Raw genomic sequence first — 19,686 nt, 5'->3', positions numbered from 1 at the left:
GTCCCCAGGGTCACCGACCGCCGGAACGTGTAAATAAGGCGGGCTTTCTTCGGGTTTGACCTCATAGCGAGGAACCTTCTCATACCGTGGGTTTCGGGAGCTACAACCGATTTGTAGCAGGGGACGTCCGCTCAGGCGCGGCGACCCTGTCTGGTACGAGGAGAGGGCAGAGAGCTCCGATGTCCAACTACCTAACGAACAACGAAGCCTCCGCGCGGGCGACGGGGAGCAGGAGCCGTCGCAAGCTCTGGCTCGCCAGTGGCGTCGCCGGGTTGACAGGTGTGGTCAGTCTCGCCGCGGTGGGTGTCGCCGGCAGCGCCGGGGCGGTCGGGGTGAGCGGACTGAAGTGGAACACCACTCAGCAGGTCACCAAGGACGGCGATCAGGGCCGCGGCGACGAGGGTCGTGGCGACGAGGGTCCGGACCGTGGCGGCAAGGACGACCGCGACGGTAAGGACCGCGAGCGGGGGAAGGAGGTGCCCTGCGACACCGACCGGCTCATCCAGGCCATCGTCTTCGCCAACAGCCGCGACGGCGGTGTGCTGGACCTGGCCAAGGGCTGCACCTACAACCTGACCCGCAACCAGGACGGCAACGGCCTGCCGGTGATCACCCAGGACATCACCCTGCGGGGTGAGCACACCACTATCACCCGGGACGCCACCGCCGACTACTTCCGGATCCTCAACGTGGGTCCCGGCGGTCACCTGAGCCTCAAGGGCCTGACCATCAAGGGTGGGCAGACCATCGAGGCGTTGCAGCCGGTCGCCCCGGCAGCGGTGTGGGGGGCCTACTCGGACTCCCAGGCGATCGCCGCCCAGGTCACGGCCGGCACCCCGCTGGCCCAGGCGCTCGCCGCCCGCAAGGCGAACCCGAAGGCCGGCCTGAAGGCCGCGCCGAAGGCCGCCCGCAAGGCCGCGGTGCAGGCCGCGCCGAAGGCGAAGGCCAAGCCGGGGACGGTCACCACGCTGGTCGAGGAGCCGGGCGTCAACGACGGCGCCGGAATCCTGGTGCAGCCGGGTGGCACCGCCAACCTGTTCGACACCTCGGTCGTGCTGAACCAGTCCGGCGGCAACGGCGGCGGGCTGGCCAACTTCGGCACCACGTCGCTGCGGCACACCGAGGTCGCCCACAACACCGCCTTCTTCTTCGGCGGGGGCATCTTCAACGCCGGCCTGCTCCAGGTCGACGAGTCCACGATCACCGACAACACCGCCATCGTCGGTGGTGGCGGTGTCTCCAACGGCGCCGCGGAGATCTTCACCGAGGACGTCGACGGCGGCACCGTCCTGATCGAGAAGTCCAAGATCACCGACAACGAGACGCTCGGCTTCGGCGGTGGCGTGCTCGACATCGGCGGCAACACCACCGTGCGCTACACCGAACTGCTGTCGAACACCGCGGTGCTCGCCGGTGGCGGTCTCGCGGTGGCGGACGCCCAGGTCAACGTGGACCACTCGACGGTGGCCAAGAACAGCACCGCGGGCGTCGGCGGCGGCGTGGCCGTCGCGTTCGACAGCGCGGTCACCATCGAGAAGAGCCACCTCAAGGAGAACACCGCCGGCTTCTTCGGCGGCGGGCTGTTCAACGCGGACAGCGTCACCACGGTGCGCGAGTCCGAGGTCGTCGCCAACCGGGCCCTCGGTCCGATCGGCGTCGGCGGCGGCATCTTCAACATCTTCGGCGAGGTCAACCTCAGCCGGACGAAGGTCGCCAACAACTTCGCCACCCTCGCCCCCGGCGGTGTGTTCACCTTCGAGGGCGTGGTGAACGTGGACGACAAGTCCGCGATCGTCGCGAACCGTCCGACCAACTGCCTGGCCATCCCGGGCGACACCATCCCGAACTGCTTCGGCTGAGCACCCTCGGGTGACGTGCGGCCGGTGACGGCGGCACACCGGGCAGGACACGCACCGGCCCCCCTCCGCGACACGCGGAGGGGGGCCGGTCGTCGCCCGCGTCAGCGCCGCACGAAGACCGCCACGCTGCGCGCCGGCACGGTGAAGGTGCCCGCCGCCCGGTCGAACGAGGCGGTCCGCAGCACCGGGTCGGCCGAGCCGGCCAGCACCGGGTGCAGGGTGGTGTCGGTGCCCCGCAGCCCGGCCACCGTCTGCTTCGCCGTCGACGGGGTGGCGTTGAAGACCACGGTCACCGACGTCCACCGGCCACCGAGCCCCCGGGCGTCGAGGGTCATGGTGAGCACCCCCGGGGTCTCCTTCGCCCCGGACAGCGGGAACGCGACCCGCTGCTGCACCTGCTCGGCGGTGGTCAGCCCGAACACCGGCGAGGACCGCCGGATCTCCAGCAGCTCCGCGTAGCGGGCGTCGGCCAGGTCGATCGCGGCGCACCCCGGCACCAGGGCCGGATCGGCGAGCAGCGGTTTGGCGTACGGCCACTTGTCCTGGTTGTCGGCGGCCGGTGGCAGCCCGGCACCGAACCCGTTGCCCCGGGCGCAGTCCCAGCGGATCTGGTTGAACCAGTCACCGGAGTTGTAGGAGTTGCGGTCCAGCGACTTCGACCGCAGCCGCTCGGAGCCGGCCGCCACGAACCCGGTGCCCTGCCCGAGGGCGGTGGTCGCCAGGGCCAGCACCTGCATCCGGGCCCGGTCCGTCGCCGAGGTGCCGGTCGGCAGCTTGTACGCCAGCGCGTCGTACAGGATCTCGTTGTCGTGCGCGTCGACGTAGGTGACCGCCTCGCCCGGGGCGGCGGTGTAGCCGGCCGGGGAGCCGTTGTAGTCCACCTGCGCCCCGGTGACCTCCCGGCCGGCGGAGTCGGTGAACCGGTAGCCGCGCAGGTTTCCGGTCAACCCCACCTTGATCAGGTCCTGCTGGTGCAGCAGCCGGGTCTTCTGCTCGGCGGCGGTGCCGTTGGCGTCGTCACCGTTGGGATCGGTGTAGAGGCCGGAGGCGAAGCCCTGCACGCGCGGGTTGGCGTCGAACGGGCCGCCGCCGCGGACCGCGTCGCGGAGCCGGTCGTTGAAGGTGCCGATCCCGGTGCCGGCCATGTTGGCCTGGGTGGCCTGCACGAACCGGGCGTCGTCGGCGACCTCGCCGAAGTTCCAGCCCTCGCCGTAGAGCAGGATCTTCTTTCCGTCGACGCCGTCCCGGGCGAGGGTCAGCCGGTCGAGCGCGGCCCGGACGGCCAGGATGTTCGCCTTCGGGTGGTGGCCCATCAGGTCGAACCGGAAGCCGTCCACCTTGTACTGCCTGGCCCAGGTGACCAGCGAGTCGACCACCAGCTTGCCCATCATGGCGTGCTCGGGGGCGGTGTTGGCGCAGCAGGTCGAGTTGGCGACGGTGCCGTCGTCGAGCAGCCGGTGGTAGTAGCCGGGCACCACCTGGTCCAGCACCGACTTCGCGTCGGTGCCGGCGGCGGAGGTGTGGTTGTAGACCACGTCCAGCACCACCCGCAGGCCGGCGCCGTTGATCCCGGCGACCATCCGGCGGAACTCGGCGGTCCGCCGCGCCCCGTCCGGGTCGACGGCGTAGCCGCCCTCGGGGACGGTGTAGTGCAGCGGGTCGTACCCCCAGTTGTAGCCGTCGGTGTCGGCGACCGCCGCGACGCACGCCTGTTGCCGGTCGGAGTCCGGGGGCAGCGCCGCCAGGTCGCAGTCGGGCTGCCGCTGGTCGGCCCGCTTCTCGGGGATGGTGGCGAAGTCGAACACCGGCAGCAGGTGCAGGTAGTTGACCCCGGCGTCGCCGAGCGCCCTCAGGTGCCGCATCCCGGCCGTGTCCGGGTCGGTGAAGGCCAGGTAGGTGCCCCGCCGGGCGGCCGGCACGGTGTCGTCGGCGATGGAGAAGTCGCGCACCGACAGTTCGGAGATCTGCGCCTTCGACGCGGGCGGCGCGGCCGGCTTGCGCAGCCCCGACCAGCCGGCCGGGGCGAGCGCCGGATCGGTCAGGTCGACGATCTGGCTGTGCGTGGAGTCCGCCGCGAGCGCCACCGAGTAGGGGTCGGTGACCGACGCGGTGACGATCTTCTGGGCGGCCGGCTGCCATGCCTGCACCCGGTAGCGGTAGTACCGGCCGGTCCAGTCGCGGCTGCCGCGTACCGACCAGACGCCGGTGCGGTCGTCGCGGCGCATCGCCACCGTGCGCGGCGACGCCGCCGGGGTGTCGGACAGTTCGAGGGTGACCGTGCGGGCGGTGGGTGCCCAGACCGCGAGGGTGGGCACCCGGCCGGCGAAGCTGACCCCGAGCGTCGCGTCGGTGGCGGCCCGGTAGACGTCGTCGAGCACGCCGGGGATCTGCACCCCGGTCGCGCGCAGCAGCGCGCCCCGGGCGTCCCGTTCGGTCACCACGAGCTGTCCGCGCAACGCCGCCGGCACCTTCGCCAGGTCGGCCCGGTCGAGCCGGAACGCCTGGTGGGCCCACAGGTGCGGGAAGGCCGCCCGCTGGGCCTCGGTGAGCCCGTTGCGCTGCGCCCGCAACGGCAGCGAGGTGTACGTCCCGGACAGCTCGCCGTCGACCACGCCCAGCCCACCCGCCGGGGCGGCCACCAGGGCGTACGACCTGCCGTCGGTCGGGCCGACGGCCCAGGTGAGGGTGGACCGGTCGATCCACTGCGCCTGCTGTTTCGTGATGTCGAGATCCTTCGCCGTCCCGGTGGCGGTGGCGGGGAGCAGCCGGCCGGGCACCCCGCCCAGCAGCCAGACCTCGTGGCCGACCCCGGTGAGGTCGAGCCGCTGGTCGTCGGGCTGATCCTTGGTGTCGCCCCGGTGGATGATGTAACTGAGCCCGGTCGCGCCGGCCGCCAGCGGCACCCGGAACAGCGCGCCGAAGGCATCGATCCGCTCGGGCAGCAGCGGGCTCGACCAGTCGGTCGGGGTGGCCGCCCCGTCCCACAGGTGCAGGCCCCAGCCGGCGTAGTCGTTGTCGGCCTTGCGCCAGTGGATGATCGCGGTGTTCGGGTCGACGGGCGGGTCGGGTTCGCCGGTGGCGGCCTGCCGGGTGGGATAGAGCGCCGGGTCGCCCTGCTTGACCCACACCTCGCCGGTGGTGGTCACGTCGATGGTGCGGTCGTTGGCGACGTCCTTGGTGCCCGCCTTGTCGACCACGAGGAACCCGACGGACTTGGCCCCGGGCTTGAGCTTCACCCAGGCGAACCGGCCGTACGAGTCCTCCCCGGCGAACGGCTGCCCGGCGGGCCACTGCGTGACGTACGCCGGGTCGAGGTCACCCCAGGCGTAGAGCCCCCAGTCGGCGTAGTCCCCGGCGGGACGCTGGTAGTGCACCACCACCCAGTCCCGGGACGCGCCCTGCGCCGGGGTACCGACCACCCCGGTCGACCGGGTGGCGGCGGTGCGGCCCTTCCCGTCGCGGACGACCGCCTTGTACTCCACCCGGGTGCCCCCGGCGAGCCCGGTCAGGTCGTGGTGCACGGTGTACGGCGCGGTGTGCGCGCTGCCCAGCAGGGTCCACCTGCCACCCGCGACCCGGGCGGCGACGGTGACGGTGGCCAGCGGGTCGCCTGTCACCTGCGCGGTGACGGCGGCCCGGGTGGCGACCGGGTCGGTGCCCGGCTCGGTGAGGGTGACGGCCGGCCTGGCGGTGGGCTGCGGCACGGGCCGGCCGGCCCGGAGCACCACGGCCGCCCCGGCGGGCACGGTCAGGCTCAGCTTTGCGTCGGTGCCGGCGGTCGGGGTGGCCGTGCCGCCGTAGATGCCGGTGAAGGTGGTGCCGGGCGACCAGGTGTCCACGGTGACAGTCTGCGGGGTGCCGGCGTTGTTCACCGCGACGAGGTACTCGGTGCGGTCGGCCGGGGAGATCCGGGAGAAGGCGAAGACGCCGGGCCCGTCGGCGGCGTACCGGGTGACCTGCACGCCGTCGCGCAGGCCGGGGTGGGCGGCCCGCAGCCGGCCCAGCTCGGCGATGGTGCGGTAGAGCGGGTGGGTGGTGTCGTACCGGTCGCTGGCGTGGGTGCGGGTGGTGCCGATCAGGTCGTCGTCGAGGTACTCCGCCGTGCGGGTGGCGAACATGTCCTGCCGGGCGTCCTTGTCCCCGCCGGGGCCGGTGAAGCCCTGCTCGTCGCCGGAGTAGACGACCGGCTGCCCCCGGGTGAGGAACATCAGCTGGTGGGCGAGCCGGTCCCGCTGGAGTTGCCGGGCGTCGTCCCCACCGGCGGCGGCGATGAACGAGCCGATCCGGCCCATGTCGTGGTTGCCGAGGAAGGTGGTCAGCCGGCTGGCGTCGGTGTCCCGCGCGGCGTACAGCGAATCCTTGGCGTAGACGTCGGCGAGCGCCTTCGCCGAACCGTCGGCGGTGACGTAGCCGCGCGCCGCCTCCTGGAAGGAGAAGTCGAGGGTGGCCGGCAGCCCGCCGCGCCGCACGTAGGTGGACGTGACCTCCTGGTCGGCGCTGTAGACCTCGCCGAACATGAAGAAGTCCTTCTTCCCCGCCTTGTCGGCGGCGCGCTTGATGCCCTGGCTGAACTGCGGCCAGAAGTCGAGGTTGACGTGCTTGACGGTGTCCAGCCGGAACCCGTCGACGTCGGTGCTGGCGATCCAGTCGCCGTACGCCTTGGTCAGGCCCCGGACCACCTCGGGCCGCTCGGTCCACAGGTCGTCGAGGCCGTAGAAGTCGCCGTACTCGCTGTTCTCGCCGGAGAAGGTGGAGTCGCCCCGGTTGTGGTACATCGTCGGGTCGTTGAGCCAGGCCGGCACCTTGACCCGGGCGTCGGCCGGGGTGGCGAAGGTCGGCGTGTACGCCCCGGAGTCCCGGTTCACCGTCGGGAAGTCCCGGGCGCCGTCGGCGTAGTTGCGGTCCTCGAACTCCCGCCCCTGCGCGTCGGTGTACGGCGCGGTCTTCTTGTCGACGTAGGCGTACCTGTCCTCGGCGTATCTGATGACGTCGGCGGTGTGGTTGACGATGACGTCGAGGTAGACCCTGATGCCCCGCTGGTGGGCCAGCTTCACCAGCCGCTTCATCTCCTCGTTGCTGCCGAAGTGCGGGTCGACCTGGGTGAAGTCGGTGATCCAGTAACCGTGGTAGCCGGCGGAGACGTCCGCGCCGCTGCCCTGCACGGGACGGTTCTTGAACACCGGCGCCAGCCAGATGGCGGTGGTGCCGAGGCCCTGGATGTAGTCGAGCTTGTCGATGACGCCCTTGAGGTCGCCGCCGTGGTAGAAGCCCTTGTCGGTGGGGTCGAGGCCGGTGCGCAGCCGGTCCCCGGTCAGGCCGCCGGTGTCGTTGCGGCGGTCGCCGTTGGCGAACCGGTCCGGGAGGACGAAGTAGAACTGTTCGGCGCGCCCCTTACCGGTGCCGGCGTCGAGCAGCGCCCCGGTGGCGGGTTCGGCGTCCCACTGGGCGGCGCCGGCCGCGGCGAGGGCGTCGATGGTGGACGGCCGGTCGGTGGCGTCGGCGCCGAGTTGACGGACGGCGACCGGGACGCCGACGAGAGCGAGGGTGAGGGTGGAGACCAGGGCGAGCAGCGCCTTGCGCGGCAGCGGGGGTTTCATCGACGGCCTTCCTATGGTCGCTGATTCGCCCGCACGCTAGCCCTTGCCGAAACATTCTGCAATACCTTGCAAACGAAGCTGCAATACGGCAGCAACCTTGCAGAACGCAGCACCGACAGGTGGTCCGGACGGCGGCCGAGGACCCGACCGGTGGGTCAGAGACCGGAGCAGGGCACCCCGTCGACCGTGCACCGCGACGGCCGGATGCTGCCGCCGGTGTTCTCGAAGTGGAACCGCAACGGCACCGACGTGCCGGGCCCGACGTTCACCCCGCTGGTGTACGTGAACACCCCGCCGGACATCCGGGGAGTGCCCTGCGGGGCGCCCTCGACCCACGAGGTGACCAGCCGGCTGCCCGGCGGCGGCACCAACCGGACCGTCCACGGCCGGGACACCCGGTCGCGGTTGTAGAGCAGCACCTCACCGATGAACGCCTCGTTGTTCCAACTGTCCCGCACGCTGAACCGGCCGGTCACCGGCGACGACGGCGGCGCGGCCGGCGGCGGTGGCGCGGGCGTGGTCGCCGGGGGCTGCCCACCGTCCGGGTCGCCGGGCGGCGGCACGACCCCGCCGGCCGGCGGCACGGGCACGTCGTCCCCGGCCGACGGCTCGCCCGGCACGACCACCACGGGCACCTCGACCGGGGGCGGATCGGTGCGGCGGGGCGTCAGCCCGGGGACCACCGGTTCGGGAAGGTTCGCCGCCACCCGGGCCGGGTTGGTCGCCCCCGAGCCGGGCAGCGAGTACGTCGGCAGCGGATCGGCCGGCCGGGCCTCGAACGCCGGCCCCCGGCTGCGGTACGACGCCAACGCGACGATCAGGAGCACCACCATCACCAGCACGCCGGTGGCGACCACGACCCATGGCGACGACGCCAGCGCACCCGCTCCGTGTGCCCGCGGTTGCGCGCGACGCATGCCGGACATGACCCTCCCTGGTCGGCCCCGTCCGAGAAGAGTAACGATTCAGGCGATTGTCGGAAAGTACCCAACGTCCGGACTTTGTCCTAACCGGACAGTTCGTTCGTCCCGTCAGCCGCGCACCCGCAGCGCGTCCACCTGGAAGTAGACCCCGCCGCGTTTGACCGCCCAGATGGTGTACCGCCCGGCCGGCAGCCCCTGCACGCTGAACACGGTCTGCTGCGGCTGGTAACGGTGCGCCCGCGCGCTCACCCGCTGCTGCTTCACCGGTCGCCCACCGGAGTCGACGACCCACACGTCGGCGTCACCGTACTCGGGGTCGCGCGAGGTGATGTAGTCCAGGCCGGTGCCGGTGAAGGTGAAGCTGAACGAGTCCCCGTCGTGGACGGTGTAGTGCACGTCGTCGCGGTGGTCGCCGTACGGCCGGTTCCGCGAGACCGCCCACCGCCCCCGGTAGGTGATGCCCGGGGCGTCGTCGTTGAGCAGCGTGGCCGGTGTCGGCGAGAGGGCCAGGGCCGACGGCGACACCGACGCCGACGCCGACGGGCTGGCCGACCGGGACGCGGCGGGCGTCCGACCGGTCGCCGGTGGGGTCGCGCCGGTCCCGCCGCCGGTGGCCCGCCGGGTGCGGGTGGGCGACGCCGATGCCGACGCCGATGCCGACCCGGTCGCCACCGGTGCCCCGGGCACCATCACGGCCTCGCTGCGTGACCCGGCACCGTGCTCGGCGTAACGATCGTGACCCACCACCGCCACCAGGGCCTTGACCAGCAGCAGGAGCAGCACGATCACCCCGATCGAGGCGAGCAGCCAGGGCATCGCGGCGACCGCCTGGGGCAGTCGGGACGTCCACCGCGTCCCACGCGTGCCCGGCATGGCCCTCCTCGGTCGACCCTGTACGCAGAGATTAGCGACCGTCCGGTAGGGATGATCACCGGGGGCGTGGCCGGGGGCGACCCGGCGGTCAGCCGGTCCGGACGACGGTGCAGATCGCCGGGCCGTCCTCGGTGCCGCGCAGCAGGTAGCGGTAGCGTTCCCCGGGCACCGCCCGGCCCTGGCTGTCCAGGAACTCCCAGCGCACCGCCACCATGGTCAGCAGCGCGGACACCGGTTCCACCTCCTCGATCAGCGCGTGCGCCGCGACCAGCTCCCGTTCCTGGTAGTCGGGGGCGGCACCCACGAAGGAGAGCGCCACCGCCGCCATCGTGCTGAACGAGAAGCTGTAGGTGTCGGCGACCACCAGCCCCGGCAGGGCGTAGCAGCCGGCGATGGTGGGCACGTCACCGGTGGTGAGCGCCACCCCGTACCGGTCGAAGAAGTCGCTCAACGTGTCGAGGTCGGTGGAAGCTCTCACGGCGACACCAATTGCCGTCCCCGGCCGCCGGCAAACCTCACCGGGGCGGGATACGCACCTCGATCTCCGCGCCGAGCCGCGCGTCGCCGGCCAGGTCCAGGTCGTCGCCGCTCCAGAACCGGCCCGGGTCGTACCAGTTGGGCCGCCGGCCGGGCGGCAGCAGCCCCATCGCCTCGTAGGTCACCGCCACCACCTCGGCGCAGTACGCGGTCTCCAGCGCGCTGTCACCCGCCGGCAGGTCGGCCCGCTCGCCTTCCCGGTCCCGCCGGCCCGGTAGCGGCAGGCGCAGCTGCGGCACCCGCCCCCGGGCCCACCGCCAGGCCAACTGGGCGGTGGACGGGAACGGGGTGCCGTCGAGCCGGGCCACCGTCCGCAGCACCGCCTGCTCCATCGTCGGATCCGCCGACGGTTCGAGCTGACGCAGCCAGGCCCGCTGGCCGTACCGGTTGGCCCAGACGCAGACCGCGTCGCGCAGGTCGTGCAGCTGCACCCCCCGCTGGTGGGTGCCGGTCCACATGTCCCGCAGCGACCGGCCCAGCTCGGCGTGCCACATCAGCGGGGGCATGTCGTCCAGCACCACCGCCATGCCGACGTGGTTGACGGGACTGTTGGTGGTGAACTGGATGGCCCGGTCCGGCACGCTGCGCCCCCGGAACACCCAGACGTCACCGGTGCGGGTCAGGTCGACGGCCTCGTCCAGGCTGATGCTCATGGGCGTCTACCCTAGGCCGATGCGGCAACGGATGCAGTGGTGGAAGGTCCTCGGGCTGGCGGGTCTCGCGGGGGTCGCCGCGACCGGGGTGGTCGTCGCCCGGGCCGAACGGCGGCGTCGCGCGTACACCCCGGAGGAGATCCGGGACCGGCTGCGGGAGCGGCACGCCCAGGCCGCGAAGCCCGCCGACGACCCGGCCTGACCGACCCCGGGCCGTCCGCCGCCGGTCGGCCGCGGCGGTGTCCACGGTGGTCCCGACGGGCGGTCCGACGGGCCGTGGACGGCTAGGCTCCCGGCATGGACGATCAGGTCGAGCGGAAACCCTTCGTGTTGGCGCCGCCCGCCGCACCGGTGGAGCGGCACGGCCAGGTCGACCTGCACCTGCCGACCGGTGACGGCCCGCACCCCGTCGTGGTGATCGTGCACGGTGCCCCACTTCCGCCGGGCGCGCCGGACCCCCGGGACTGGCTGCTCTACCGGGGCTACGGGGCGCTCCTCGCCGAGCAGGGCCTGGTCGCCGCCGTCGTCAGCTACCGGGTGACCGACCTGGCCGGGCTGCCCGCCACCGCCGACGAGATCGCGGGTCTGGTCGAGGCCGTCCGGGCCGACCCCCGGGTGGACGCGCAGCGGGTGGTGCTCTGGTTCTTCTCCGGCGGGTGCCTGTTCTCGGCCGACTGGCTGCGCGCCGCGCCGGCCTGGGTGCGCGGGATCGCGTTGACCTATCCGCTGCTCGTCCCGCTGCCCGGCTGGGAGGTGCCGCCCCGGTTCCTGCCGGTCGACGCCCTCGGCACGGGCTCGACGACACCGGTGGTGCTGACCCGGGCCGGCCGGGACAAACTCCCCGGGCTGCTGGCCGGCATCGCCACGTTCCTGGACACCGCCGCCCGCACCGGTCGACCGGTGCGCCTGGTGGAGGTGCCGGACGGTCAGCACGCCTTCGACATCCTGGACCACACCGCGCAGTCCCGCGACGCCGTCCGGGCCGCCCGGGACGCGGTGGTCGACCTGATCCGCGCCGACTGAGCCTGGGTCGACCGCCTCCCGCGCCGGGTCCGGTGCCGGGCCGGATGTCCGGTTCGGCGCGGGGTTTCCGCACCGGACAGGTCCGTTCGTGCCCGATCGTCCCGTGGCCGGGGCCACCCCCACGGCGGAATCGCCACCGGGGCCGGGGCGTTGTACCTGGCATACCACCGCCACTCCCCCGCCCCCGGGGGACGGCCCCGGAACCCCGACCGTGGAATGCGGTCGCCACCGGGTCGGTTACACCTCCCCGGACGCCCGAGCAGGTCCCCCCGATCGCCGGGCGATCCCCCTGAACTTCCGGCGACGCCCCACCCCCCTGTGGGCGTCCGCCACACCCCCGATGCAGAGGAGCACGCCACCATGCGTACCGATCTGATCCGCAAGACCGCCCTGACCGCTGCCGGCCTCGCCTTCACCACCGGCGCCATCGCCGGCCCGCTGACCGCCGCCTACGCCGCCGAGGCCCGTACCGGCGCACCCGCCGCCGTGCAGGCCGAGCGCCGGCCCGCCGGCGAGCGTGAGCTGAAGGTGGACTACCAGGCGCAGCCGAACTTCTACTACTGCGGCCCCGCGGCGACCCGCAACGCCCTGTCCGTCCAGGGCAAGAAGATCGACGTCGACGCCATGGCCAAGGAGATGCGCACCACCGAGGCCGGCACCGACAGCATCAACGACATCACCCCCGTCCTGAACAAGGAGACCGGCCGCAAGGCGTACGAGAGCACCGAGATCCGCAGCGCCAAGGCCGACGACAAGCAGACCGACGAACTGCGCGCCGACATCGTGCGTACCGTCGACGACGGCCGGGCCGTGGTGGCCAACATCGCCGGCACCGCCGTGGACACCGACGGCAACGCCCACTCCTTCGAGGGTGGCCACTACATCAGCGTCATCGGCTACCGCGACGGTGGGAAGACCGTGACCATCGCCGACTCGGCCAACCCGGACACCGCGTCCTACCGGATGAGCGTGGACAACCTCGCCGACTGGATCGCCACCCGCGGCTACTCGTCCTGACCCGGACACCGATCGGGCCGCCCCCACCACGGGGGCGGCCCGTTCGTCGTCGGTACCCGTGCGTGGGTCAGCGGTCGGTGCCGGCCGCCACCGGTTCGGCCCCGTCGGTGGTGGTCGTCGACTCCAGCCGGCGGGCGCGGCGGCGCAGCCACCAGGTGCTGGCCACCCCGCCGAGCACGGCCAGGACCAGGCCGGCCCAGGAGATGTCCTTGAGCCAGTGCTCGGCCGCCCGGCCCAGGGTGTAGAGCAGGTAGGTCGTGCCGAAGGCCCAGACCAGGCCGCCGGCCGCGTTGGCCACCAGGAACCGCCGGTACGGCACGTGCAGCGCGCCGGCCAGCGGCCCGGCCAGGATGCGCAGCAGGGCGACGAACCGGCCGAAGAACACCGCCCAGACGCCGTGCCGGGCGAAGCTCTGCTCGGCGCGGGCGAGCTGTGCGGGCCCCAGATGTTTCGGGAAGCGCCGCCCCAGCCGGGCCAGCAGCGGACGACCACCCCGGCGACCGACCGCGTAGCCGACGGAGTCGCCGACGATCGCGCCGAACGCCGCCGCGGTGGCGACCCAGTGCGGCTCGACCACCCCGGTGGCGGCCAGCAGGGCGGAGCTGACCAGCACGATCTCGCCCGGCAACGGGACACCCATGCTCTCGACGCCGATCACCCCGGCGACGATCAGGTAGACCACCCCCGGGGGAAGCGCTACGAGCCAGTGCTGAACGTCGACCACTGCGGCACCCCTTCCGACCCGACCTCGAACCCTACCCGCGCCGAACGGGCCGGGCGGGCCCCCCGGGAAGGCGGTACGGTGCGGTCAGCGGGGTGCGAGCAGGCCCCGGTCGGTCATGAAGGCGTGCAACGTCGCGGCGTCCCCGGGGGACATCAGCCAGCGGGGGATCACCGTCGCCGGCATCCGGCCGACGTACACGATCCAGAAGTCGCCGGCCTCCCGCACCTGCGCCACCCCGTCCCAGGCGATGCCGCCGGACTCCGAGCCGCTGCGCATCATGATGTTGTCGTCGGTGATGTCGTAGCCGCCCTCGACCGCGTAGTCGTCGGAGCGGCGTCGGGCCCGCCAGCGCACCCACGGCGCGTAGAGCGTCGACAGCAGCCCGCCCACGAGCAGCACCAGCCACAGTGACGAGAGCCGACCGCCCCGGGAGACGAGCAGGCCGGCCGCTCCGGCCGTCGCCAGCGCCACGCCGATGAGGGTGAACCGGCGCAGCCGGACGCTGCTGAGCGCGGCGGCCACCCGGCCCGGGTAGGCGGGGTCGGCGGGGACGTCGAAACGGATGTGCACGCGGAAACGATAGTGCGGCGCGCGGCCGGGCGATCAGTCGAGGCAGAACTCGTTGCCCTCGACGTCCTGCATCACCAGGCACGACTCGTCGTGGCCGGCGGCGGGCAGCAGGCGTACCCGGGTCGCGCCGAGGGCGACCAGCCGGGCGCACTCCGCCTCCAGCGCGGCCACCCGCTGCTCGCCGACCAGCCCGGTGCCGACCCGTACGTCGAGGTGCAGCCGGTTCTTGACCACCTTGCCCTCGGGCACGCGCTGGAAGAACAGTCGCGGGCCCGCGCCGGACGGGTCGACGCAGGCGAACGCGGAGCCCTGACGCTCGGGCGGCAGGGACCTGTCGAACTCGCCCCAGTCGGCGAACCCCGGCGGGGGTGGGGGCACGACGTAGCCGAGCACCTCGCACCAGAAGCGGGCGACCCGCTCGGGCTCCGCGCAGTCGACGGTGACCTGGACCTGCTTGACCGACGCCATCGGCACACCGTAGCGGCCGGGTCCGACACGACGGCGCTCAGCGATCGGGGCCCGCCGGCGGTGCCGTCCGGTCGGGCAGCGGGGCGACGAACTCCAGCCGGTTGCCGTGCGGGTCGGCGGTGTGGAAGCGGCGCATCCCGGGCAGCTCGTCGTCGTCACCCCAGGTGACCGGATGCCCGGCGCGGGCCAACCGGTCGGCGAGCGCGTCGAGGTCGGGGCGCAGCAGGGCGGGGTGCGCCTTGCGGGCGGGCCGGAAGTCGATCTCGACACCGAGGTGCAGTTCGGCGTCGTACCCGGTGAACCAGCAGCCGCCACGGGCGGCGAGGGCCGGGGGTTTGGGTTTCTCGGTCAGGCCGAGGATGCCCACGTAGAAGGCCCGGGAGGACGCCTCGGTACCGGGCGGGCAGGCGAGCAGCACATGATGGATCATGGTGGCACCTCCTCGTCCCGAACCCTGGCACGAGGTTGCGTCGATAGCAAGACGGACGTACGGTTTTGTTGGAAGACGACGAATCGGCAGTAAGTGTTACCTAACCTGGGCGACGTTCCGCCCGGTGCGACAGACTGCTCAGGACTACTCACGGTCGCTGGTGTGAAGGAGTACGACGTGGCGAGCCTCGACACCTTCGGTGCGAAGACCCAGCTACGCGTCGGAGACGCGAGCTACGAGATTTTCAGGATCAACCAGGTGCCGGGGCACGACAGACTGCCCTACAGCTTGAAGATCCTGCTGGAGAACCTGCTGCGGACCGAGGACGGCGCGAACATCACCGCCGACCACATCTCCCAGCTCGGCTCCTGGGACCCCACCGCCGACCCGAGCGTGGAGATCCAGTTCACCCCGGCGCGGGTGCTGATGCAGGACTTCACCGGCGTACCCTGCGTGGTCGACCTGGCCACCATGCGCGAGGCGGTCCGCGACCTCGGCGGCGACGCCACCAAGGTCAACCCCCTCGCACCGGCCGAGCTGGTCATCGACCACTCGGTCATCGCCGACCTGTTCGGCCGCGAAGACGCCTTCGCCCGCAACGTCGAACTGGAGTACGAGCGCAACAGGGAGCGCTACCAGTTCCTGCGCTGGGGCCAGACCGCGTTCAACGAGTTCAAGGTCGTCCCGCCCGGCACCGGCATCGTGCACCAGGTCAACATCGAGTACCTGGCCCGGACGATCATGGAGCGCAACGGCCAGGCGTACCCGGACACCGTCGTCGGCACCGACTCGCACACCACCATGGTCAACGGCCTGGGCGTGCTGGGCTGGGGCGTCGGCGGCATCGAGGCCGAGGCCGCGATGCTCGGCCAGCCGGTCAGCATGCTCATCCCCCGGGTCGTCGGCTTCAAGCTCGCAGGCGAGATGCCGGCCGGCACCACCGCCACCGACCTGGTGCTCACCATCACCGAGATGCTGCGCAAGCACGGCGTCGTCGGCAAGTTCGTCGAGTTCTACGGCCCCGGCGTCAGCGCCGTGCCGCTGGCCAACCGGGCCACCATCGGCAACATGTCCCCCGAGTACGGCTCCACCGTCGCGATCTTCCCGATCGACGCCGAGACCGTCCGCTACCTGGAGCTGACCGGCCGCGACGCGGCCCAGGTGGCGCTGGTCGAGGCGTACGCCAAGGAGCAGGGGCTCTGGCACGACCCGGAGCGTGAGCCGGACTACTCCGAGCGCCTGGAGCTGGACCTGGGCACCATCGAGCCGTCCCTGGCCGGGCCGAAGCGCCCGCAGGACCGGGTGCCGCTCGGGGCCGCCAAGACGCTGTTCCGCTCGGCGCTGACCGACTACGTCGCCGACGACTCCGCCGTTGAGCGTGACCTCAAGCCCGGGGTCGCCCGCGAACAGCTGCCCCGGGGCGCGAACGGCCCGGCCGACGAGGCCAGCGCCGAGTCGTTCCCGGCCAGCGACCCGCCGGCCAACGACTTCAGCGACCCCGCCGACGAGCCGCGCGACCTGGAGACCGCCGCCGTCGGCGCCGGTGGCCGGGCCAGCAACCCGGTCCGGGTCACCGGCAGCGACGGCGTGGAGTACGAGCTGGACCACGGCGCGGTGGTGATCGCCGCGATCACCTCCTGCACCAACACCTCCAACCCGCAGGTGATGATCGGGGCCGCCCTGCTGGCCCGCAACGCCGTCGACAAGGGCCTGTCCCGCAAGCCGTGGGTCAAGACCACCCTGGCGCCCGGCTCCAAGGTCGTCATGGACTACTACGAGCGGGCCGGCCTGACGCCGTACCTCGACAAGCTCGGTTTCAACCTGGTCGGCTACGGCTGCACCACCTGCATCGGCAACTCCGGTCCGCTGCCCGAGGAGGTGTCCGCCGCCGTCAACGAGCACGACCTGTCGGTGGTGTCGGTGCTGTCCGGCAACCGGAACTTCGAGGGCCGGATCAACCCGGACGTCAAGATGAACTACCTGGCGTCCCCGCCGCTGGTGGTGGCGTACGCGCTCGCCGGCACGATGGACATCGACCTGGCCAACGAACCGCTCGGCGAGGACACCGGGGGCAACCCGGTGTACCTGCGCGACATCTGGCCCAACACCGCCGAGATCCAGGACGTCATCGCCCAGGCGATCGGCGCGACCGGGTTCAGCGCCGCGTACGCCGACGTGTTCGCCGGTGACGAGCGCTGGCAGTCGCTGCCCACCCCGACCGGCGACACCTTCGCCTGGGCCGACGACTCCACCTACGTGCGCAAGCCCCCGTACTTCGAGGGGATGCAGCAGGAGCCGACCCCCGTCGTCGACATCACCGACGCCCGGGTGCTGGCCAAGCTGGGCGACTCGGTCACCACCGACCACATCTCCCCGGCCGGCGCGATCAAGGCCGACTCCCCCGCCGGCCGGTACCTCGCCGAGCACGGCGTGCCGCGCCACGAGTTCAACTCGTACGGCTCCCGCCGGGGCAACCACGAGGTGATGATCCGGGGCACCTTCGCCAACATCCGGCTGCGTAACCAGCTACGGCTCCCCGGCGCCGGTTCCGATGCGGGAGCTGCGCTCCCTGAAGGCGGCTTCACCGTCAACCACCTCACCGGCGAGCAGACCACCATCTACGACGCCTCCACCGCCTACCAGGCCGCCGGCGTGCCGCTGGTCATCCTGGCCGGCAAGGAGTACGGCTCCGGCTCGTCGCGGGACTGGGCGGCCAAGGGCACCATGCTGCTCGGCGTCCGGGCGGTCATCGCCGAGTCCTACGAGCGCATCCACCGGTCCAACCTGATCGGGATGGGTGTGCTGCCGTTGCAGTTCCCGGTGGACACCACCGCCGAGTCGCTCGGTCTCACCGGCACGGAGACCTTCTCCATCACCGGGGTGACCGCGCTCAACGACGGCGACACCCCGCGTACGGTGCGGGTCAGCACCGACACCGGCGTCGAGTTCGACGCGGTGGTCCGGATCGACACCCCCGGCGAGGCGGACTACTACCGCCACGGCGGCATCCTCCAGTACGTGCTGCGCCGCATGATCGCCAGCTGACGTCCGGCACGGACGACACGGGCCCCCTCCGCTCGCGGAGGGGGCCCGTCGCGTCGGCGCGCGGTGCGGTCGCGGTCAGCCGCCGGTCGCCCGGCGGCGGGTCTCGCGGGTCTTCATCGCGTGCTCCAGCAGGGTGATCAGCACGCTGCGGCCGGACTCCCGCTGCCGGGCGTCGCAGAGCAGCAACGGCACCTCCGGGTCCAGGTCCAGCGCCGCGCGGATCTCGTCGAGGCCGAACCGGCGGGCGCCCTCGAAGCAGTTCACCGCCACCACGAACGGGGTGCCCCGACCCTCGAAGTAGTCGATGGACGGGAAGCAGTCGGCCAACCGCCGGGTGTCGGCCAGCACCACCGCGCCGAGCGCCCCCACCGCCAGCTCGTCCCACAGGAACCAGAACCGGTCCTGCCCCGGGGTGCCGAAGACGTAGAGCACCAGGTCGTTGCTGATGGTGATCCGGCCGAAGTCCATCGCCACCGTGGTGGTGCTCTTGCGTTCCACACCGGACAGGTCGTCGACGCCGATGCCGGTCTCGGTCAGCACCTCCTCGGTCCGCAGCGGACGGCTCTCGCTGACCGCCCCGACCAGGGTCGTCTTGCCGGCCCCGAAACCGCCCGCCACCAGAACCTTGAGCGCGGTGGGCAGCACCCGCGCCCCCGCCGGACGTTCAGAGTGCCCGTAGTCCATTGATCACCGCCTCGTAGATGCTCTCGTCGTTGACACCGGCCGGCTCCCGGGGTTCCTGTACCCGGACCAGGTCCCGCGCCACCAGGTCACCGAGGAGCACCCGTACGGTGCCCACCGGCAGGTCCAGTCGGGCGGCGATCTCGGCCACCGACTGCATGCGTTGGGTCAGCGCCACGATCGCCACGTGTTCCGGGCCCAGCCCGGCCTCCTCGACCGCGTTCGTCCGGGTCGCCGTGACCAGCGAGATCAGGTCGAACGAGCCGGTCACCGGGCGGGCCCTACCCCGGGTGACCGCGTACGGGCGGACCACCGGGCCCGCGTGGTCGTCGACCCACTGTTCGTCCGTGGGGTCGCCGTCACCGGCCATCGCGGTCAGTTCCCGCCGGACGGCTGATCGACGCCCCGGGCCGGGGACGCCACGTACTTGCCCACCCGGGCGACAAGCATCGCCATCTCGTACGCGATCAGGCCGACGTCGGCGTCCGTGCCGGCCAGCACCGCCAGGCACGCGTTCGGCCCGGCCGCCGTGACGAACAGGAACGAGGACTCCATCTCGATGATGGTCTGCTGGACCTGCCCGCCGCCGAACCGTTTCCCGGCGCCCCGGGCCAGGCTCTGGATGCCGGCGGCCATCGCGGCGAGGTGTTCGCCGTCGTCCCGCCCCATCCCCTCGGACGCGGCCATCAGCAGGCCGTCCGTGGAGAGCGCGACGGCGTGCTCGGCCTGCTTGACCCGGCCGACCAGATCGTCAAGCAACCACGTCAGGTCGGCACCGGATGCCGTCGTCTGCCCCACTCGTCGTCCTCTTCCCCGGCGCGTGCGCCGTGCTCGTTGCCGTCCCGTCGGCGGTGTCGCATCCGTCGCGACGCCGTCAGCCCGCCGGGTTGTCCGCGTCGTCCGGCCGCTCGCCGGCGCGGGTGCCCTCCAGCAGCCGGGCCGCGTCGCTGCGACCGCGTCGGGTGCCCGACTGGTAGGCGCTCATCAGTTGGCGTACCTGCTCGGGGGCGCGCCGCGGAGGGCCTACGGCCCCGGTCTCCCCGGCGTTCGGGGAAGCCCGCAGCTCGGGTGCCAGGTTCGCCTGGCGCACCCGCACCGGCAGGCCCGCGTCGGTCACCGGCCCTTCCACAGTAGGCGACGGCGGGTCGACGCCATCGTCCGCCGTCCGCCCGTCCCCGGTCGGCCGGTCGGCCGGGTCGGGCCCGCCCGACCGGTCCGTGACCGGCCCGGCGTCGACCGGCCCGGCAGCCGTCGGGGCCGGTCCGGGGCAGATCGGAAGAGCACAC

Annotated in this window: 18 protein-coding genes; 5 read left to right on the top strand and 13 right to left on the bottom strand. The window is 72.5% G+C overall.

Features of this window, described 5'->3' with window-relative positions:
* The first annotated feature begins 179 nt into the window (after positions 1-179).
* The gene (locus H1A17_RS24625) at positions 180-1,859 is read left to right on the top strand and encodes a hypothetical protein (protein ID WP_145920821.1); all 1,680 of its coding nucleotides are present in this window, start codon (positions 180-182) and stop codon (positions 1,857-1,859) included.
* A gap of 101 nt (positions 1,860-1,960) precedes the next feature.
* On the opposite strand, the gene pulA is transcribed toward H1A17_RS24625, so the two are convergent.
* From pulA to H1A17_RS24600, 5 genes are all read right to left on the bottom strand, one after another.
* Entirely contained in the window at positions 1,961-7,456 is a 5,496-nt protein-coding gene (pulA, locus tag H1A17_RS24620) for a pullulanase-type alpha-1,6-glucosidase (protein ID WP_145920822.1), read from the bottom strand.
* A gap of 155 nt (positions 7,457-7,611) precedes the next feature.
* Positions 7,612-8,313 carry a cellulose-binding protein gene (locus tag H1A17_RS24615; RefSeq protein ID WP_309236850.1) on the bottom strand — a complete coding sequence of 234 codons (702 nt, stop codon included), beginning with the start codon at positions 8,311-8,313 and terminating at the stop codon, positions 7,612-7,614.
* Positions 8,314-8,487: 174 nt separating this feature from the next.
* Positions 8,488-9,252: a hypothetical protein gene (locus H1A17_RS24610; RefSeq protein ID WP_145920824.1), complete on the bottom strand. Its 765-nt coding sequence runs from the start codon at positions 9,250-9,252 to the stop codon at positions 8,488-8,490.
* Positions 9,253-9,340: 88 nt separating this feature from the next.
* Positions 9,341-9,730 (bottom strand): hypothetical protein, encoded by a 390-nt coding sequence (locus H1A17_RS24605; RefSeq protein ID WP_145920825.1) that lies wholly within the window; start codon positions 9,728-9,730, stop codon positions 9,341-9,343.
* A gap of 37 nt (positions 9,731-9,767) precedes the next feature.
* Positions 9,768-10,442, bottom strand: a complete 675-nt coding sequence (locus tag H1A17_RS24600) for a hypothetical protein (RefSeq protein WP_145920826.1) — start codon at positions 10,440-10,442, stop codon at positions 9,768-9,770.
* Positions 10,443-10,461: 19 nt separating this feature from the next.
* On the opposite strand from H1A17_RS24600, the gene H1A17_RS24595 reads away from it, so the two are divergent.
* The 3 genes from H1A17_RS24595 to H1A17_RS24585 all read left to right on the top strand — a co-directional run bounded on the left by H1A17_RS24595 (position 10,462) and on the right by H1A17_RS24585 (position 12,482).
* Positions 10,462-10,644, top strand: a complete 183-nt coding sequence (locus H1A17_RS24595) for a hypothetical protein (RefSeq protein ID WP_145920827.1) — start codon at positions 10,462-10,464, stop codon at positions 10,642-10,644.
* Positions 10,645-10,739: 95 nt separating this feature from the next.
* Positions 10,740-11,465, top strand: a complete 726-nt coding sequence (locus tag H1A17_RS24590) for an alpha/beta hydrolase (protein ID WP_145920828.1) — start codon at positions 10,740-10,742, stop codon at positions 11,463-11,465.
* A 360-nt stretch (positions 11,466-11,825) separates the two neighbouring features.
* Entirely contained in the window at positions 11,826-12,482 is a 657-nt protein-coding gene (locus H1A17_RS24585; RefSeq protein WP_088645640.1) for a C39 family peptidase, read from the top strand.
* Between the two features lie 67 nt (positions 12,483-12,549).
* Here the strand turns inward: H1A17_RS24585 and H1A17_RS24580 are convergent, their stop codons facing one another.
* The 4 genes from H1A17_RS24580 to H1A17_RS24565 form a co-directional block, all read right to left on the bottom strand.
* Complete coding sequence (locus tag H1A17_RS24580; RefSeq protein WP_145920829.1) at positions 12,550-13,206, bottom strand: DedA family protein; 657 nt, start codon at positions 13,204-13,206, stop codon at positions 12,550-12,552.
* A gap of 84 nt (positions 13,207-13,290) precedes the next feature.
* Positions 13,291-13,776: a YcxB family protein gene (locus H1A17_RS24575; RefSeq protein ID WP_194822995.1), complete on the bottom strand. Its 486-nt coding sequence runs from the start codon at positions 13,774-13,776 to the stop codon at positions 13,291-13,293.
* A 33-nt stretch (positions 13,777-13,809) separates the two neighbouring features.
* Positions 13,810-14,244: a VOC family protein gene (locus tag H1A17_RS24570; protein ID WP_145920831.1), complete on the bottom strand. Its 435-nt coding sequence runs from the start codon at positions 14,242-14,244 to the stop codon at positions 13,810-13,812.
* Between the two features lie 37 nt (positions 14,245-14,281).
* A complete protein-coding gene (locus H1A17_RS24565) occupies positions 14,282-14,674 on the bottom strand; it encodes a VOC family protein (protein WP_145920832.1) in 393 nt (130 codons plus the stop codon).
* Between the two features lie 162 nt (positions 14,675-14,836).
* Here H1A17_RS24565 and H1A17_RS24560 point away from each other — a divergent pair, with 162 nt between their 5' ends.
* Positions 14,837-17,719: an aconitate hydratase gene (locus tag H1A17_RS24560; RefSeq protein WP_194822994.1), complete on the top strand. Its 2,883-nt coding sequence runs from the start codon at positions 14,837-14,839 to the stop codon at positions 17,717-17,719.
* 75 nt (positions 17,720-17,794) lie between these two features.
* Here H1A17_RS24560 and H1A17_RS24555 read toward each other — a convergent pair whose 3' ends face one another.
* The 4 genes from H1A17_RS24555 to H1A17_RS24540 all read right to left on the bottom strand — a co-directional run bounded on the left by H1A17_RS24555 (position 17,795) and on the right by H1A17_RS24540 (position 19,517).
* Positions 17,795-18,403: an ATP/GTP-binding protein gene (locus H1A17_RS24555; RefSeq protein ID WP_145920834.1), complete on the bottom strand. Its 609-nt coding sequence runs from the start codon at positions 18,401-18,403 to the stop codon at positions 17,795-17,797.
* On the bottom strand, positions 18,384-18,770 hold the full coding sequence (locus tag H1A17_RS24550) for a DUF742 domain-containing protein (protein ID WP_145920835.1): 387 nt from the start codon (positions 18,768-18,770) through the stop codon (positions 18,384-18,386). The genes H1A17_RS24555 and H1A17_RS24550 overlap by 20 nt, the downstream gene beginning before the upstream one ends.
* Before the next feature lie 5 nt (positions 18,771-18,775).
* Positions 18,776-19,198: a roadblock/LC7 domain-containing protein gene (locus H1A17_RS24545; protein ID WP_145920836.1), complete on the bottom strand. Its 423-nt coding sequence runs from the start codon at positions 19,196-19,198 to the stop codon at positions 18,776-18,778.
* A gap of 76 nt (positions 19,199-19,274) precedes the next feature.
* The gene (locus H1A17_RS24540) at positions 19,275-19,517 is read right to left on the bottom strand and encodes a hypothetical protein (protein WP_194822993.1); all 243 of its coding nucleotides are present in this window, start codon (positions 19,515-19,517) and stop codon (positions 19,275-19,277) included.
* Between the last annotated feature and the right edge of the window lie 169 nt (positions 19,518-19,686).

This window comes from Micromonospora sp. S-DT3-3-22, assembly GCF_015354745.1.
Taxonomy (GTDB): Bacteria; Actinomycetota; Actinomycetes; order Mycobacteriales; family Micromonosporaceae; genus Micromonospora; species Micromonospora wenchangensis.
This window is presented reverse-complemented; position numbering and strand designations above follow the sequence as displayed.

Coding starts and splice junctions, on each gene's coding strand:
- H1A17_RS24625 (WP_145920821.1), top strand. CDS start 180: ATGTCCAACTACCTAACGAACAACGAAGCCTCCGCGCGGGCGACGGGG.
- pulA (WP_145920822.1), bottom strand. CDS start 7,456: ATGAAACCCCCGCTGCCGCGCAAGGCGCTGCTCGCCCTGGTCTCCACC.
- H1A17_RS24610 (WP_145920824.1), bottom strand. CDS start 9,252: ATGCCGGGCACGCGTGGGACGCGGTGGACGTCCCGACTGCCCCAGGCG.
- H1A17_RS24600 (WP_145920826.1), bottom strand. CDS start 10,442: ATGAGCATCAGCCTGGACGAGGCCGTCGACCTGACCCGCACCGGTGAC.
- H1A17_RS24595 (WP_145920827.1), top strand. CDS start 10,462: ATGCGGCAACGGATGCAGTGGTGGAAGGTCCTCGGGCTGGCGGGTCTC.
- H1A17_RS24590 (WP_145920828.1), top strand. CDS start 10,740: ATGGACGATCAGGTCGAGCGGAAACCCTTCGTGTTGGCGCCGCCCGCC.
- H1A17_RS24585 (WP_088645640.1), top strand. CDS start 11,826: ATGCGTACCGATCTGATCCGCAAGACCGCCCTGACCGCTGCCGGCCTC.
- H1A17_RS24570 (WP_145920831.1), bottom strand. CDS start 14,244: ATGGCGTCGGTCAAGCAGGTCCAGGTCACCGTCGACTGCGCGGAGCCC.
- H1A17_RS24565 (WP_145920832.1), bottom strand. CDS start 14,674: ATGATCCATCATGTGCTGCTCGCCTGCCCGCCCGGTACCGAGGCGTCC.
- H1A17_RS24555 (WP_145920834.1), bottom strand. CDS start 18,403: ATGGACTACGGGCACTCTGAACGTCCGGCGGGGGCGCGGGTGCTGCCC.
- H1A17_RS24550 (WP_145920835.1), bottom strand. CDS start 18,770: ATGGCCGGTGACGGCGACCCCACGGACGAACAGTGGGTCGACGACCAC.